Raw genomic sequence first — 15,700 nt, 5'->3', positions numbered from 1 at the left:
CGGGGTGGAGCAGCCCGGTAGCTCGTCAGGCTCATAACCTGAAGGTCACAGGTTCAAATCCTGTCCCCGCAACCAAACAAAAACGGCCCGCATCACGCGGGCCGTTTTGCGTTTGCAGCCTGGGGCTGTGCAGATCCGGCGTAAGCGGTGTTTTGGACCCACCTTTCGAAAATGGTCGCGATCTGTGAGGTTGCCGGTTCTGCATGGGAACGGAGGTCGGCTCGTGTTCTGGACTTGACCTTACGCTCACCTTGAGCGTCGGCCTCGACGTTTCGAGGTGATCAACGAGGCTGGTGATCATGCCTGCAGGCCGGATCCGAAGGTTTGGTGGTAGATCGCCTCGATCCGCGCCGCCTCGTCATCCGTTAGAGCGGCGAATTCCTTTTCACGGGCGCGGTTCGAAAGGCGGCCGCCGTTCTGATGAAGGAAGCGAAAGAGCGAATCGGTCAGACGCTCGGGCATGTCGATGAAGGTGTCGACCTGCTGCCGGAACTGATCGTAGCGGCGCAGGAAGGCGGTCTCGTCGGGAAGATCCTTTTCTATCGTCCGCCGGACGCAGGTGTAGAGAAATTCGGCGTGGGGTGTCGCGTCGAAGAAGCGGTAGAAATCCCCAGTGTCGTTCAGGACACGGACATTGAATTGCGGCGTCGGCTGCCATTCGATCAGCGGCAGCAGGCGCTGCGAATAACTCTCAAGCACGCCCCGGTACTCGTCGATTTTCTCCAGTATCGCGGCCGAAACAGGGAACACTACTCCTGGCGGGTTGAAGCCGCGCGCGGCAAGGACATGATGGATCAGGTAGCGGTGAATGCGGCCGTTTCCATCTTCGAATGGGTGGATGTAGACGAAGCCGAACGCGAGGATCGCCGCGACGATGACCGCATCGAGGCCTTGGGCGGGGCCGCGGTCGAACGCGACCATGCCGTCGATCAACGATTCCAGGTCCTCGGGCCGGGCGCTGACGTGATCGGGCAGCGGCATGCGGTTGTCGCGGTCATGCGCGCCGACGAAGCCGCCCTCCTGCCGAAAACCGAGCTTCACGAAGCGGGCATCGCCGAGCACGATCCTTTGCAGGCGCAGCAGCTCATCGCGATCAAGCGGCTGACGACCAGCCTCGCCGATGGCGCGGCCCCAGCGCTGCACGCGGTCCTGCGGCGGACGCTCGCCCTCTATCGCATAGCTTGATCGCGAGTCCTTGAGCAGAAGGAAAGCGGCCGTCCGAGCAAGCAGGTCGCGCGGCACGTTCGCGACGATCGCCTGCGCACGCCGAGGCAGGTCGAGGCCGATGAATTCTTCAAGGGCTTTGGTGCGGAACACGAGCGGGCAGAAATACGGCGTGCCGGGCAGGTTGTCCTTCACGCGGTAGCGCGGAGCGGTCTTGCCCTGCGCCGCCCATTGCAGTTCGGGGTCGACAACAGGAACATAGCGTCCGGCGGTCGCGTCGGGGAGATCGAGGCGCGTGTCCGTCAGCCACTCATAGAGAAACCAGATCCGGCGGGCGTAGCTGCCGGTCGGGCTTTTGCGAACAAGCGCTTCAATCGGTGCGGTTCCGGTCGCCAGAAACAGCCGCTTGAGGATTGCCAGGTCCAGTCCTTCGTATTTGAGAGCGAAGGTCAGGTGGCCTTCAAGGGTTGAATTCGGCGCATGCCGGGGCGTCATGATGCGCCAGCCGTCCCGCTCGGTGATGCGGTGATGCTCGCCGGTGGCGGAGAGAGTCCGCGGCAGAGGCACGGCAAGCCCATAGGCCCCGATCAGCGCGCTGTAGCCGGCAAGAGTCGCGGTTTCAGGAAGGCGCAGTTCCTGAAAAACCTTCACCGGCCCTGAAAATTGATGCTCCTGCGGAGCAGCCATGAAAACCGTACCTCGCGTTCGAATTTTGGTACGATCCACCAAAATCCCTGAAAAATGATTCTAACTTATGAAAAATGATGCGTCAAATGCGTATCTTGCGAAAAGTGATTCTGAGGGTAGCTGAAAAACTGCTTGAAAATACTTTTTGCTGCTGGTCGGGTTCGTCTGTTCAGCCCGCGCCTCTACCGCAGGCTTTCCAACTCGCGGATGCGTTTGGCGCCGTCGGCCTCGAGCTGCCGGGTGACGGCGCCGATCAGCGTTTCGGCCACGACGAAAAGCGCCGCCGAAGAATCCCAGGCCGAGGGCACGGCGGTGCGCCCGGCGATGACATGGCGGGCAAAGCGGGCGATCGGCGACAGCCACTGGTCGGTGAACAGCACGATCTGCACGCCGCGCTGGTGTGCCGTCTCGGCGAAGCGGACCAGGCTGTCCTGGTAGCGCCTGATGTCGAAGATCACCAGCACGTCGCGCTTGCCCATGTCGATCAGCCGATCGCGCCAGACGCTTTCCTGTCCGGCGAGGTGAAAGACGTTGGGCTGGATGATGGCGAGGTGGGCGGCCATGTAGCGCGCCAGTGGATCGGTGAAGCGGCCGCCGATCAGGAAGGTTTTGCCTCGTCGGTCGGCAAGCTTTGCGACGATGTCGGCAAGCTGCTTGTCGGACAGGTGCCTGAACGTTTCGCGCATGTTGTCGAGCGTCGCCTCCAGCATCGGCGACACCGCGCCGCCGTTCGGCGATGGCGGGTTGAGAGTGCGCGATGCCGGCGACTGCAGTTGCGCCGCCAGTTCGTCCTGCAGCGCCGACTGGAATTCCGGGTAGTTCTGGAAGCCGAGGCGGGCGACGAAACGCAGGATCGTCGGCGAGGAGACGCCAGCGGCAGCTGAGAATTCGGCGACCGTCTTCAGGCCGATCAGCGGATAGCTGGCGATCAGCGTCTGCGCTGCGCGGCGCTCGCCCGCCGGCATCGTGCCGATGCGGTCCGAGATCAGTTCGGCAATGCTCGAAATCATCATTTCCCCATGCCCGGCCGTTTTGCCGAAATCGCATTTGACCCGAAATCGCGTTTGACAAAGCCGGACAAACTGTATGAAATCATCCACAGGGACGCAATGAGGCAAAATACGTAACATACGATACAGCGCTCCCCGGGGACGACAGGATAATGGAGACAGCACGGCCCGCCAGCCTTGCATCGCCTGAAACCGTAGGGGTGACGAACCCCGGCGGATCGAGCCCTTTCGTGCTGACCTGCGACCACGCCTCCAATTTCCTGCCGCCGGAATTCGGAACGCTCGGCCTTGCTGCCGAAGAGCTTTCCCGCCACATCGCCTGGGATCCCGGCGCGCTGCCGGTGGCCCGCCGCATGGCCGCGGCGCTTGACGCGACGCTGGTCGAGACCCGCATTTCGCGGCTTGTCATCGACTGCAACCGCCCGCTCGACGCACCCGATCTGGTGCCGCCGGTCAGCGAGACTACAACCATTCCGGGCAATGCCGGCCTGTCGCAAAAGCAGCGCGCCGCGCGCATCGCCCTGTCCTGGCAACCTTTTCACGATGCGGTCGCTGACATCATCGACACAAGACTGGCGCGCGGGCTCGAGACGCGGCTGGTTTCAATCCATTCCTTCAACCCGGTCTACAACGGCAAGAGCCGGCCCTGGCACATCGGCGTCATCCATGACGAGGATCGTCGGCTGGCAGCGCCGCTCGTCGCCGCGCTGCAGCGGCTCGCCGGCGTCACAGTCGGCATCAACGAACCCTATTCGCCGGCCGACCGTGTCTATTTCACGCTGGAACGGCACGCGCGCCCGCGGGAGCTACTCTGCGCGATGATCGAAATCCGCAACGACGAAATATCCGACGAAGCCGGGCAGCGAAAATGGGCGGATCTGCTCGCGAGGATTTTTTCCGATCTCGAGCCGTCATCCGGATCCCAGGGATCTGGCCGGGGCGGGCTCGGCCATCCGGTGGAACCGGTCAACTGACAAGAAGAAGGGGACTTTCAAATGGCAGGCGGTAATACGAAGCAAGTTGGCAGCGTCGCATACGCGAAGCGCGACAAATCTTATTTCGAGGACCGGCAACTGGTGCGTCACGCCAATGTCTGGCATCTGTGGGCGCTCGGCGTCGGCGCCGTCATATCCGGGCATTTTTCGGGCTGGAATTTCGGATTCGGGACAGGCGGCTGGGGCGGCATGCTGGTGGCCGGCATCATCATCGCCATCATGTATGTCGGCCTCGTCTTCTCGATCGCCGAGATGAGCCCGGCTTTGCCGCACACCGGCGCTGCCTACTCCTTCGCCCGGACGGCGATGGGGCCGTGGGGCGGCTTCATCACCGGGCTTTGCGAAAACGTCGAGTATGTGGTGACGCCCGCCGTCATCGCCTTCTTCATCGGCTCCTATATGGGAGGCATCTGGTCGGTCGCCTTTCCCGACTCCAGCGTCTGGCCACCACTCTGGTGGCTGGTGACCTATGGGCTGTTCCTGGCGTTGAATATTTTCGGCGTCGCGCTGTCCTTCCGCGTCACCCTGATCGTCACGCTGCTGTCGCTGGCCGTGCTGATCGTGTTCTGGATCAGCGCCATCCCGAGCATGGACTTTTCGCGCTGGGCGCTGAACATCGGCGTCGGTCCGGACGGAGCGGCGATGGAGCTTCCCGAAGGCAATGGCTCGATGTTCCCGTTCGGCTTGTCGGGCGTGCTGGCAACGTTGCCTTTTGCGGTGTGGCTGTTCCTGGCGATCGAGCAGCTACCGTTGGCGGCGGAAGAATCGGTCGACCCCAAGCGCGACATGCCGCGCGGCATTATCGCCGGCATGCTGACGCTGATGGTCTCGGCCTTCATGATCGTGCTGCTCAACCCGTCGGTCGTCGGCGTTGGTTCGTTCAAGCTCGCGACTTCCGGCGAGCCTCTGCTTGACGGGTTCCGGGCGATTTATGGCGACTCGGGCGCAGTGCTGCTTGGCGTCATCGCGCTGATTGGATTGATCGCAAGCTTCCACACCATCATCTTCGCCATGGGCCGCCAGGTCTATTCGCTGAGCCGCGCCGGCTATTTCCCGTCGGCGCTGTCGGTCACCCACAAATCGTACAAGACGCCGTATGTGGCGATGTTTGCGGGCGCCATCGTCGGCTTCGGCATCATGCTGATCATGTGGTTCGCGCTTGGCGGCGCTACGGCAGGTTCGCTCATCGGCTCGGTGTTGCTGAATATGGCGGTGTTCGGCGCGATGTTCTCCTACATCCTGCAGGCGGTGTCCTTCATCCTGCTGCGCCAGAACCAGCCGAACATGGAACGTCCCTATCGCAGCCCGCTCGGCGTCCCGGGCGCCGTGCTGACGATCATCATCGGCGTGGTCACCCTGCTCTACCAGATTCAGGACGCGAACTTCACCAAGGGCGTGGTCTGGGTGGCGCTGTGGTTCGCCATCGCGATCGTCTATTTCGGGCTGGTCGGCCGTCACAAGCTGATCCTCTCGCCGGAAGAAGAGTTCGCGCTGGAGCACGCGCAGAAAGCCTGACCTGTCTCGAACCCGAAACCTACCCGGCCGCTTCCCGCGGCCGGGTCCAGATTTGAACTCTCGAAGCGCCACAAGGGCGGCGGAGCTTGCAAGAATGGCCGGAAATTTCTCGTTCGATCAGTTGAAAAAGGCGGTCTCCAGCGGTGAGGTCGATACGGTGCTGGCGTGCATTGTCGACATGCAGGGGCGGCTGGCGGGAAAGCGGTTCCTGGCACAGTATTTCGTCGATTCCGCCCATGACGAGACGCATGGCTGCAACTATCTCCTGGCCGCCGACATCGATATGGAACCGGTGCCCGGCTACAGGGCGGCGAGCTGGTCGAAAGGCTATGGCGACTTCGTCATGAAGCCGGATATGTCGACGCTGCGGCGCATTCCATGGCTGGAAAAGACGGCGCTGGTGATCTGCGACGTGCTCGACCACCACAGCCATGACGACCTTCCGCATTCGCCGCGCGCCATCCTGAAGAAGCAGGTCAAGCGTCTGACCGAGCGCGGCTATCTCGGCTATTTCGCCTCCGAGCTCGAATTCTATCTGTTCAGCGAAACCTACGATTCCGTCCGCAAGAAGCACTGGCAAGGCCTCGACACAGCCTCGCCCTATATCGGCGACTACCAGATCGGCATCACCACCAAGGAAGAAGGCGTCATGCGCCGGCTGCGCAACGAGATGCAGGCGGCCGGCATTCCGATCGAGAACTCCAAGGGCGAGTGGGGTCCGGGCCAGGAAGAAATCAATGTCCGCTATGCCGAGGCGCTCGAGATGGCCGACCGCCACGTCATCCTGAAGAACGGCGCCAAGGAAATCGCCGAGTCCGAAGGCAAGGCGGTCTCGTTCATGGCCAAGTACAATTACGGGCTGGCCGGCAATTCCAGCCATATCCACAATTCGCTGTGGAGCGCCGACGGCGAGACGCCGCTTTTTTACGACAGAAAGGCCGAATGGACACTGTCGACGCTCGGCCAGCAATGGGCGGCGGGCCAGCTCAAATATGCCAGGGAATTCACCTGGTTTCTGGCGCCCTACGTCAACTCCTACAAGCGCTTCCAGGCCGGCACCTTCGCGCCGACCAAGATCATGTGGAGCGAGGACAACCGCACCGCCGGTTTTCGCCTGTGCGGCGAGGGCACCAAGGGCATCCGCATGGAGTGCCGCATCGGCGGCGCCGACCTAAACCCCTATCTCGCCTTCGCCGCGCTGATCGCGGCCGGCCTTGCCGGCATCGATGAAAAGCTTGAACTGCAAAAACCCTTCGTCGGCGATGCCTATCAGGCCTCGCAGCTGCCGGAAATTCCGAAGACCCTGCGTGACGCCACCGAGACGCTGGCGAAATCGGAGATGCTGAAGCAGGCGCTCGGCGACGGCGTGCTCGAGCATTATGTCCATACGGCGCACTGGGAGCAGTTCGAATACGACCGCCGCATTACCGATTGGGAACTGCACAGGGGGTTCGAGCGGTACTAAACTACGCCAGCGTCGCCGTTCAGCTTTGCTGCCGGACGGGCGGGCGGCTCAAAACCGAGATTGTCGTAAATTGCGAGGACCCAAGGAATGACCGAAACGGTCAAGATAAAATCTCCCGTCGATGGTTCGATCTATGCGGAACGGCCCATCGCCACGGACCAGGCGATCAATGCGGCGGTCGAGCGTGCCAAGGCGGCGCAGGAGAAATGGGCCGAGACGCCGATCGTCGAGCGCGGCAAGTACATGCTCGCCATGCTGGAAGCGCTGGTCGCCATGACCGACGAGATCGTGCCGGAGATCGCCTGGCAGATGGGCCGCCCGGTCCGCTATGGCGGCGAGTTCGGCGGCGTCAGGGAACGCACCAGCTACATGGTCGAGATCGCCGAAGCGGCACTGAAGCCGGTGATGGCCTCCAATCCGAAGGACGGGTTTCGCCGCTATGTGAAGAAGGTGCCGCTCGGCGTGGTCCTGGTGATTGCGCCGTGGAACTATCCCTATCTCACCGCCGTCAACACCATCGTGCCGGCGCTGATGGCCGGCAGCGCCGTCATCCTCAAGCATGCGGCGCAGACGCTGCTGGTCGGCGAACGTTTTCAACAGGCGTTCGACAAGGCAGGCCTGCCCAAGGGTCTGTTCCAGAACCTCGTCATGAACCATGCGCAGACCGAAAAACTGCTCGGCTCGGGCAAGATCGACCATGTCAATTTCACCGGCTCGGTTGCCGGCGGCCGCGCCATCGAAAAGGCCGCAGCGGGCACCTTCATGACGCTAGGCCTTGAACTCGGCGGCAAGGATCCGGCCTATGTCCTGGCCGACGCCAAGATCGACCATGCCGTCGCCAACCTAGTCGACGGCGCCTTCTACAATTCCGGCCAGTGCTGCTGCGGCATCGAGCGCGTCTATGTCCACGAGAAGGTCTATGACGAATTCGTCGAAGGCTTCATCGCTGAAACCAGGAACTACGTCGTCGGCAACCCGCTCGACCAGGCGACGACAATGGGGCCGATGGCCCAGGCGCGCTTTGCCGACCTGATCCGCGAGCAGAAGGCCGAGGCCCTGCGCAAGGGCGCCAAAGCGCATATCAACATGAGGGTGGCCAACGACGAGCAAAGCTCGCCCTATCTGGCGCCGGAAGTGCTGACCGAAGTCGATCACCAGATGAGCGTCATGCGCGAGGAGAGCTTTGGGCCGATCGTCGGCATCATGAAGGTGCGCAACGACGAAGAGGCGATCGCGCTGATGAACGACAGCCCCTACGGTCTGACGGCCTCGATTTGGACCAGCGACACCGAGCATGCGGCGGCGATCGGTGATCGCGTCGAGACCGGCACCGTGTTCATGAACCGCTGCGACTATCTCGATCCGGCGCTGGTCTGGACCGGCGTCAAGGACACCGGCAAGGGCGCCGCACTCTCGGCCATCGGCTACGACAATCTGACGAGGCCGAAATCATATCATCTGCGTGAAGCCATCTGATTTTTTCGAAAGACAGAAATGACAAAATTGATTTCCAAATGGAACTATCCGACGACCGTGCGCTTCGGCGCGGGGCGCATCAAGGAATTGCCTGATGTGCTTGATGCCACCGGCATCAAGCGGCCGCTGTTCGTCACCGATCCTGGGCTGGCCAAACTTCCGGTCGTCGCTTCGACGTTGAAGATCCTCGACGACGCCAAGGTGCCCTATGGTGTGTTTTCCGAGGTCAAGCCGAACCCGGTGGACTCCAATCTGACCGCCGGGATTGCGGTGTTCAAGAAGGGCAAGCATGACGGCGTCATCGCCTTCGGCGGCGGCTCGGCGCTCGACCTCGGCAAGCTGATCGCTTTCCAGGCCGGCCAGACGCGGCCGGTCTGGGATTTCGAGGATATCGGCGACTGGTGGACGCGCGCCAACGCCGACGCGATCGCACCGATCATCGCCGTGCCGACCACGGCCGGCACCGGCTCGGAAGTCGGCCGCGCCGGCGTCATCACCAATGAAGCGACCCACACCAAGAAGGTGATCTTCCATCCGAAGCTTTTGCCGGCCATCGTCATCGCCGATCCGGAACTGTCGGTCGGCATGCCGGGCTTCATCACCGCCGGCACCGGCATGGATGCGCTCGCCCATTGCCTCGAAGCCTATTGCGCGCCGGGCTATCATCCGATGGCCGACGGCATCGCCGTCGAAGGCGTGCGGCTCGTCTTCGAAAACTTGCCGAAAGCCTTCGCCAACGGCAAGGATCTCGTCGCCCGCGCCCACATGATGAGCGCCGCCGCGATGGGCGCCGCCGCCTTCCAGAAAGGGCTGGGCGCCATCCACTCGCTGTCGCATCCGATCGGCGCGCTCTACGACACCCATCACGGCATGACCAACGCCGTGTTCATGCCTTACGTGCTGGCCTTCAACCGCGACGCCATCGAGGCGCGCATCGCCCGGCTCGCGGCTTATTGCGGCATCAAGGGCGGCTTCGACGGCTTCGCCAAGGCCGTCACCAAGCTGCGCAAGGAATTGAAGGTGCCGCACGCGCTGCCGGGCCTGATCCAGGGGCTCGACATGGACAAGAAGCGCAAGGGCCTGATCGCCGACATGGCGGTGGTCGATCCGACCGCCGGCGGCAACCCGGTCAAGCTGACCAGGAAGGCGGCGCTGACGCTGCTCGAAAATGCCATTGCCGGCACCGCCTGACACAGTATTCGCGCCGGAAACTGATCCGGGAAATTGAGGGCAAAGAAAGGGGGAAAGATGAAAGGTAAGACGGAAACTCGTTAGCCGGAAAAATAGTTGCGAGGCGATTGCTACAGCCGGTTAAAAAGAGTTTACTTTTTCGTACTGCAGGGCATCGCTTTCACAAACCATTCATCGGGCTGTCACACGAAAACGATACCGCATCGCAGGCGTCCAACGGCGTCAGTTCAACGGAGAGAACACATGTTCAAATTCACGGGAAAAGTACTTTCCCTTACGGCCGTCGCCCTGATGGCGACCTCTGCCATCTCGTCGGCGCAGTCAATGGATGAACTGGTCGCCGCCGCCAAGGCGGAAGGCCAACTCACCACCATCGCGCTGCCGCATGACTGGTGCGGCTATGGCGCGGTGATCGCCGGCTTCAAGGCGAAATATCCGGAAATCACCGTCAACGAGCTCAACCCCGATGCCGGCTCCGGCGACGAGATCGAGGCGATCAAGGCCAACAAGGACAATAAGGGCCCGCAGGCGCCCGACGTCATCGACGTCGGCCTGTCCTTCGGCCCGACCGCCAAGGCCGACGGCCTGATCCAACCCTACAAGGTGTCGACCTGGGACACGATCCCCGACAGCGCCAAGGATCCCGAAGGCTACTGGACCGGCGACTATTACGGCGTGCTGGCGATGATGGTGAACAAGGATCTGGTCAAGGAAGTGCCGACTGATTGGGCCGATCTTCTTAAGCCGGAATACGCCAACGCAGTCGCGCTCGCCGGTGATCCACGCGCCTCGAATCAGGCAATCCAGGCGGTCTACGCCGCTGGTCTTTCAAGCGGCGCCGCGGCCGGTGAAGCCGCAGGTACTGCCGGCCTCGAGTTCTTCAAGAAGCTCAATGCCGCCGGCAATTTCGTCCCGGTCATCGGCAAGCCGGCGACGCTTGCACAGGGTCAGACACCGATCCTGATCAACTGGGACTACAACGCGCTTGCCGGCCGCGACACGCTGAAAGGCAACCCGCCGGTCGACGTCGTCGTGCCGAAGACCGGTGTCGTCGCGGGCGTCTACGTGCAGGCGATCAGCGCCTACGCGCCGCATCCGAACGCTGCCAAGCTCTGGCTGGAATATCTCTATTCCGACGAAGGCCAGATCGGCTGGCTGAAGGGCTATTGCCACCCGATCCGCTTCAACGATCTCGCCAAGAACGGCAAAATCCCGGAGGACGTGATGGCCAAGCTGCCGCCGGCCGCATCCTATGAAGCCGCGGTGTTCCCGTCGCTCGATGAGCAGGGCAAGGCCAAGGAAGTCATCACCAAGAACTGGGACGCCGTCGTCGGCGCCAACGTTCAGTAAGGTTGAAAACCGCCGGGCGGCTTCACCGCCGCCCGGTATTCCCGCTAGAGCGACGTGCGTCGGACGCACAAAGTAGGCTCTAGAACTCAAATTTCCGCATCGTGCTTTCCGAAAATCGAGTTCGATTTTCGGGCCGATGCGATAAGACGGTAGCCGGCGCATGACCGATCTCTCGCTTTCCGATCACGCGATTGCCGGGAAGACGGCGCCGCCCAGCGAGGCGCGCGCGTTTCGGCTGCCGACGCAATGGCTGGGCGTGGCGCCGTTCTTCATCTTCGCCATCATGTTCCTGGTCCTGCCCACACTCTATCTGGTGCTTGGCGCCTTCCAGAACGCTGCCGGCACGTTCACCTTCGACAACATTGTCGGTATCTTCGACCCACCCAATCTGTCGAACTACATACAGTGCCAATATGATTCCTGGATCTCCTGGGTCGACGGAAACTGCAGGCTGCCCACTATCCTTGCCGCCTACTGGATCTCGATCAAGATCAGCCTCGCTTCGTCGCTCATCGGGGCATTTGCCGGTCTAGCCATTGCCATTGCCATCGTGCGCGGCGGCCTGCCGAACTGGATACGTTCGGCGACGCTGACCTTTTCCGGCGTGGCTTCGAATTTCGCCGGCGTGCCGCTAGCCTTTGCGTTCCTCGCTACGCTCGGCCGGCTCGGCCTCGCGACGGTGATCCTGAACACCGTGTTCGGCCTCAACATTTACGCCCACGGCTTCAACATCCTGTCGTTCTGGGGTCTGACGCTGACCTATGTCTATTTCCAGATCCCGCTGATGGTGGTCATCATCACGCCGGCGATCGACGGACTGAAGAAGGAATGGGGCGAGGCGGCCGCGACGCTTGGCGCCACCACGGCGCAATACTGGCGCATGGTCGTCATCCCAGTGATATGGCCGAGTTTTCTCGGCACCGTCATCCTGCTGTTTGCCAACGCCTTCGGCGCTATCGCCACCGCCTATGCGCTGACCGGCTCGTCGCTCAACATCATTCCCATCGTGCTTTACGCACAGATCCGCGGCGACGTGCTGCACAACCCGCATCTCGGCTATGCCATTGCCTTCGGCATGATCGTCATCACCGGCCTCGCCAACGTCTTCTACATCTGGTTCCGGACGCGCAGCGAAAGGTGGCTCAAATGAAGAGCGGACGTTTCTGGGCCTGGGTCGTCTTCGCGCTGGGCGCGGCCTATTTCTTCATTCCGCTGATCGCGACCGTGGAATTCTCGATGCGCATGCGGCGCGGGGTCTATTCCTTCGACGCCTACGAGGTCGTGCTAGGCGACCCCCGCTTCCAGGCGACCTTCGGCTATTCGGTGCTTGCCGCCATCTTCACCATCATCCTCGGCGTGCTCATTGTTGTGCCCACCGCCTACTGGATCCGGCTACGGCTGCCGCAACTGAGACCGGTCGTCGAGTTCATCACTCTGCTGCCGCTGGTTATCCCCGCCATCGTCATCGTCTTCGGCTACATCAGAATGTACGGATCGAACTCGCCGCTGCCGTTCCTGGCGAGCGACACGGGCACCAACGCCTTGCTGGTCATCGGCTATGCGACGCTGGCGCTGCCCTATATGTACCGCGCCGTCGACACCGGGCTTCGCACTATCGACGTGCGCACGCTGACGGAAGCGGCGCAGATCCTCGGCGCCGGCTGGGGCACGATCATCGCCCGTGTCATTCTGCCCAATGTGCTGATCGCGGTATTGTCGGGCGCCTTCCTTACCTTCGCTATCGTCCTCGGCGAATTCACCATGGCCAGCCTGCTCAATCGGCCGGCCTTCGGTCCCTACCTGCAGAACATCGGCGCCAATCGCGCCTATGAGCCGGCGGCACTTGCCATCATCGCCTTCGCCATTACCTGGGCGTGCATGTCGCTGATCCAGATCCTGTCGCGTTTTGCGCCGCGATCGGCGAACCGGCCAAACTGACCGAAAAGTACTGACCGAAAGAAAAAAAGCCATGGCCGAGCCATTCCTCTCCATCCAGCATGTGCGAAAATCCTTCGGCGCCACCACCGTGGTCCAGGATTTCAACCTCGACGTCGAGCCGGGCGAATTCGTCTCCTTCCTCGGGCCATCGGGCTGCGGCAAGACGACGGTGCTGCGTATGGTCGCCGGCTTCGAGGAGCCGAGCGCCGGCAAGATCGTCGTGGCCGGCAAGGATATCACCCGGCTCAAGCCCAACCAGCGCAATGTCGGCATGGTGTTCCAGGCCTATGCGCTGTTTCCCAACCTGACCGTGGCGCAAAACATCGGCTTCGGGCTGAAGGTCGCGGGCATGCCCAAGGCCGATGCCGACAGGCGCGTTGCCGAGATGCTCGACCTCATCAAGCTGCCGCAGATGGGCGACCGCTATCCCTATCAGCTCTCCGGCGGCCAGCAGCAGCGCATCGCGCTGGCGCGGGCGATTGCGCCGAAGCCGAAGCTCCTGCTGCTCGACGAGCCGTTATCGGCGCTCGACGCCAAGGTGCGCGTGTCGCTGCGCGAGGAAATCCGCTCGATCCAGAAGAAGCTCGGCATCACCACCATCTTCGTCACCCACGACCAGGAAGAGGCGCTGTCGATCTCCGACCGCATCGCCGTCATGTATGGCGGCAAGGCCGAGCAGGTCGGCACGCCGTTCGAGATCTACAACCGGCCGGCGACCAAGTTCGTCGCCAATTTCGTCGGCACGCTGAACGTGCTCGAAGGCACCGTCACCGATGCAGCCTCGGGCAAGGTGCGCGTCAATTCGCAAGAGGTCTCGCTGCAGGGAAAGCTAAACGGCTCCAAGTCCGGCGACACGCTGTCGCTGGCGCTGCGGCCCGAGGCGATTTCGCTCGGCCGCCATCCCGGCCGCGACTCCAGTCTTTCGGGCGAGATCACCGAAGTGCACTTCCTCGGCTCGGTCATCCGGGTTCGCGTCGGCATCGGCGGCAGCACGGTGTCGCTCGACACGTTCAACAGCCCGGCCGCGCCGCCGCCCGCTGTCGGCGAGAAGGCCGAGATTTCGTTCTCGTCGGGCGACATGCTGGTGCTGCATTAGGGGAAGAGTGAATGGTGTGAGTAGTGAATAGTGAATAGTGAATAGTGAATAGCAAGAAGGCGCTTTACGCGCCGGGATTTGTCTGCAAGCGACCATTCACCATTCACCATTCACCATTCACCATTCACCATTCACCATTCACCATTCACCAGCCGAGCCATCGCCGTTTTTGCAGTGCCAATCGCCCGGCTTCGCCGCTACGATAAGGCATGGCGCTTTTCGAGCTGACCCTTGTTCTCCTGCTGATCGCCGTCGCGCTGACGGCGTTGTCGCGGCGTCTCCAGGTTCCCTATCCGTCGTTGCTGGCGTTGGCAGGCGCGGGCATCGCCTTTCTGCCGTTTGCGCCGACCATCGAGATCGATCCCGAACTGGCGCTTGCCTTGTTCATCGCGCCGGTGCTTCTTGACGCGGCCTACGACACGTCGCTGCGCGATCTTAATCGCTACAGGCTGCCGCTTGTCCTGCTGGCGCTTGGCGCCGTCGTTTTCACCACCGCTGCCGTGGCGCTCGTTGGATGGACGATGGCAGGCCTGCCGATCGCTGCGGCCATTGCCCTGGGCGCGATCGTGGCGCCGCCCGATGCCGTGGCGGCGTCGGCCGTGCTTGGACAGTTCAAGGTGCCGCACCGCGTCACCGCGATCCTGCAAGGCGAAAGCCTGCTCAACGACGCCACGGCACTGCTGATCTACCGCATGGCGGTTTCCGCAGCCGCCGGCTCCATCCTGCTGAGCAGCGCGGTTCCGATGATCTTGCTGTCGACGGTCGGCAGCCTTGCCGCTGGTTACGTGCTCGGCCGATTGTCTCTCGTCACCCTCAGCCGCATCAGAGATCCGGCGAGCGGCACGGTGGTGCAATTCGCCGGAACGTTCGGCGTCTGGATCCTGGCCGACAGGATCGGGCTCTCCGCCATCATAACGATCGTCGTCTATGCCATGACCATCGCGCGCACCGCGCCGCGCCGCATGCCGGCCAGAAATCGCGTCAGCTCCTATTCGGTCTGGGAGACGGCGGTGTTCGTGCTCAACGTGCTGGCCTTCGTCCTGATGGGACTTCAGGCACGGTCGATCGTCGGCCGACTTGCCGAGCAGGGGCAGGTCGAAGCGTTCGTCTTCGCCGCAGCCGTGCTGGCTGTCGTCATCGTCTCGCGTCTCGTCTGGGTGCTGGGATGCGGCGCGATCATGAGGTGGCTCGCCAGCTTCGGTGACGCGGAACGGCAGGCCGAGGCGCCGTCATTTCGCGGCGGCGTGCTGATCGGGTGGTGCGGCATGCGCGGTCTGGTTACCCTTGCGGCAGCATTTGCCTTGCCAGCTGACTTTCCCGGCCGCGACCCAATCGTACTCGCCGCTTTCTCGGTCGTCCTCGGCACCCTGGTGCTGCAAGGCATCAGCCTGAAGCCGCTGCTGCGCCTGCTTCGTCTCGATCCGGACGGAACTGTCGACCGCGAGGTCGCGCAGGCACGCGTCGCCATCATGCAGGCCGCGCTGGACGTGTTGAGCGGCAAGACATCGAATGCCGCGGCCGTGGTCCGCGAGCAATTTGCCGCACAGCGCACGATCGCTGAAAACCCGGAGGACGCCCAGGCAGCGACCGAGTACGACAGGTTGCGCCTCTATGCCATCAAGAGCCAGCGTGACGCGCTGGAGCAATTGCGTATCGACGGGACGATCGGCGACGAAGCGTATCATCGCCTGGAGGAGGAAATCGACTGGTCGGAACTGGCCGCCTCTCCGCCGGGACGATTCCAGCCGCTGACGACTTAGCTGCGCTATCTGGCCCAAGCTCTCTGCATCCGGCTGCACATTGCAACCAATCC

The 15,700-nt window shown here is 62.5% G+C and carries 12 protein-coding genes; 10 read left to right on the top strand and 2 right to left on the bottom strand.

The annotated features are described in order from the left end of the window. Positions 1-297: 297 nt before the first annotated feature. Complete coding sequence (locus tag AC0L28_RS22915; RefSeq protein WP_473480345.1) at positions 298-1,851, bottom strand: Fic family protein; 1,554 nt, start codon at positions 1,849-1,851, stop codon at positions 298-300. Between the two features lie 182 nt (positions 1,852-2,033). Continuing rightward, a complete protein-coding gene (locus AC0L28_RS22910) occupies positions 2,034-2,861 on the bottom strand; it encodes a MurR/RpiR family transcriptional regulator (protein ID WP_023798113.1) in 828 nt (275 codons plus the stop codon). Between the two features lie 152 nt (positions 2,862-3,013). On the opposite strand from AC0L28_RS22910, the gene AC0L28_RS22905 reads away from it, so the two are divergent. From AC0L28_RS22905 to AC0L28_RS22860, 10 genes are all read left to right on the top strand, one after another. After that, the gene (locus tag AC0L28_RS22905) at positions 3,014-3,835 is read left to right on the top strand and encodes an N-formylglutamate amidohydrolase (protein WP_473480343.1); all 822 of its coding nucleotides are present in this window, start codon (positions 3,014-3,016) and stop codon (positions 3,833-3,835) included. Positions 3,836-3,856: 21 nt separating this feature from the next. Then, entirely contained in the window at positions 3,857-5,371 is a 1,515-nt protein-coding gene (locus AC0L28_RS22900; RefSeq protein WP_091600395.1) for an amino acid permease, read from the top strand. A gap of 94 nt (positions 5,372-5,465) precedes the next feature. Next, positions 5,466-6,836 (top strand): glutamine synthetase family protein, encoded by a 1,371-nt coding sequence (locus AC0L28_RS22895; RefSeq protein WP_473480341.1) that lies wholly within the window; start codon positions 5,466-5,468, stop codon positions 6,834-6,836. An 87-nt stretch (positions 6,837-6,923) separates the two neighbouring features. Further along, positions 6,924-8,312: an aldehyde dehydrogenase family protein gene (locus AC0L28_RS22890; protein WP_473480339.1), complete on the top strand. Its 1,389-nt coding sequence runs from the start codon at positions 6,924-6,926 to the stop codon at positions 8,310-8,312. Positions 8,313-8,330: 18 nt separating this feature from the next. Continuing rightward, entirely contained in the window at positions 8,331-9,503 is a 1,173-nt protein-coding gene (locus AC0L28_RS22885; protein ID WP_473480337.1) for an iron-containing alcohol dehydrogenase, read from the top strand. A gap of 243 nt (positions 9,504-9,746) precedes the next feature. Then, positions 9,747-10,853, top strand: coding sequence for an ABC transporter substrate-binding protein (locus AC0L28_RS22880; protein WP_023798107.1), 1,107 nt, complete (start codon positions 9,747-9,749; stop codon positions 10,851-10,853). Between the two features lie 160 nt (positions 10,854-11,013). Continuing rightward, positions 11,014-12,003, top strand: coding sequence for an ABC transporter permease (locus tag AC0L28_RS22875; RefSeq protein WP_027153284.1), 990 nt, complete (start codon positions 11,014-11,016; stop codon positions 12,001-12,003). Then, a complete protein-coding gene (locus AC0L28_RS22870) occupies positions 12,000-12,791 on the top strand; it encodes an ABC transporter permease (protein ID WP_027153283.1) in 792 nt (263 codons plus the stop codon). Before AC0L28_RS22875 ends, AC0L28_RS22870 begins: the two co-directional genes overlap by 4 nt. 31 nt (positions 12,792-12,822) lie before the next feature. After that, entirely contained in the window at positions 12,823-13,887 is a 1,065-nt protein-coding gene (locus AC0L28_RS22865; RefSeq protein ID WP_473480334.1) for an ABC transporter ATP-binding protein, read from the top strand. Positions 13,888-14,096: 209 nt separating this feature from the next. Then, positions 14,097-15,647, top strand: a complete 1,551-nt coding sequence (locus AC0L28_RS22860; RefSeq protein ID WP_473480332.1) for a cation:proton antiporter — start codon at positions 14,097-14,099, stop codon at positions 15,645-15,647. The last annotated feature ends 53 nt before the right edge of the window (positions 15,648-15,700 follow it).

The organism is Mesorhizobium sp. WSM4847 (genome assembly GCF_055811335.1).
The sequence above is the reverse complement of the archived record's forward strand: the minus strand, read 5'-3'. Positions and strand labels throughout refer to the sequence as shown.

Excerpts from the sequence above, each read along its gene's own strand:
- AC0L28_RS22915 (WP_473480345.1), bottom strand. The coding sequence starts at position 1,851 with ATGGCTGCTCCGCAGGAGCATCAATTTTCAGGGCCGGTGAAGGTTTTT.
- AC0L28_RS22910 (WP_023798113.1), bottom strand. The coding sequence starts at position 2,861 with ATGATTTCGAGCATTGCCGAACTGATCTCGGACCGCATCGGCACGATG.
- AC0L28_RS22905 (WP_473480343.1), top strand. The coding sequence starts at position 3,014 with ATGGAGACAGCACGGCCCGCCAGCCTTGCATCGCCTGAAACCGTAGGG.
- AC0L28_RS22900 (WP_091600395.1), top strand. The coding sequence starts at position 3,857 with ATGGCAGGCGGTAATACGAAGCAAGTTGGCAGCGTCGCATACGCGAAG.
- AC0L28_RS22895 (WP_473480341.1), top strand. The coding sequence starts at position 5,466 with ATGGCCGGAAATTTCTCGTTCGATCAGTTGAAAAAGGCGGTCTCCAGC.
- AC0L28_RS22890 (WP_473480339.1), top strand. The coding sequence starts at position 6,924 with ATGACCGAAACGGTCAAGATAAAATCTCCCGTCGATGGTTCGATCTAT.
- AC0L28_RS22885 (WP_473480337.1), top strand. The coding sequence starts at position 8,331 with ATGACAAAATTGATTTCCAAATGGAACTATCCGACGACCGTGCGCTTC.
- AC0L28_RS22880 (WP_023798107.1), top strand. The coding sequence starts at position 9,747 with ATGTTCAAATTCACGGGAAAAGTACTTTCCCTTACGGCCGTCGCCCTG.
- AC0L28_RS22875 (WP_027153284.1), top strand. The coding sequence starts at position 11,014 with ATGACCGATCTCTCGCTTTCCGATCACGCGATTGCCGGGAAGACGGCG.
- AC0L28_RS22870 (WP_027153283.1), top strand. The coding sequence starts at position 12,000 with ATGAAGAGCGGACGTTTCTGGGCCTGGGTCGTCTTCGCGCTGGGCGCG.
- AC0L28_RS22865 (WP_473480334.1), top strand. The coding sequence starts at position 12,823 with ATGGCCGAGCCATTCCTCTCCATCCAGCATGTGCGAAAATCCTTCGGC.
- AC0L28_RS22860 (WP_473480332.1), top strand. The coding sequence starts at position 14,097 with ATGGCGCTTTTCGAGCTGACCCTTGTTCTCCTGCTGATCGCCGTCGCG.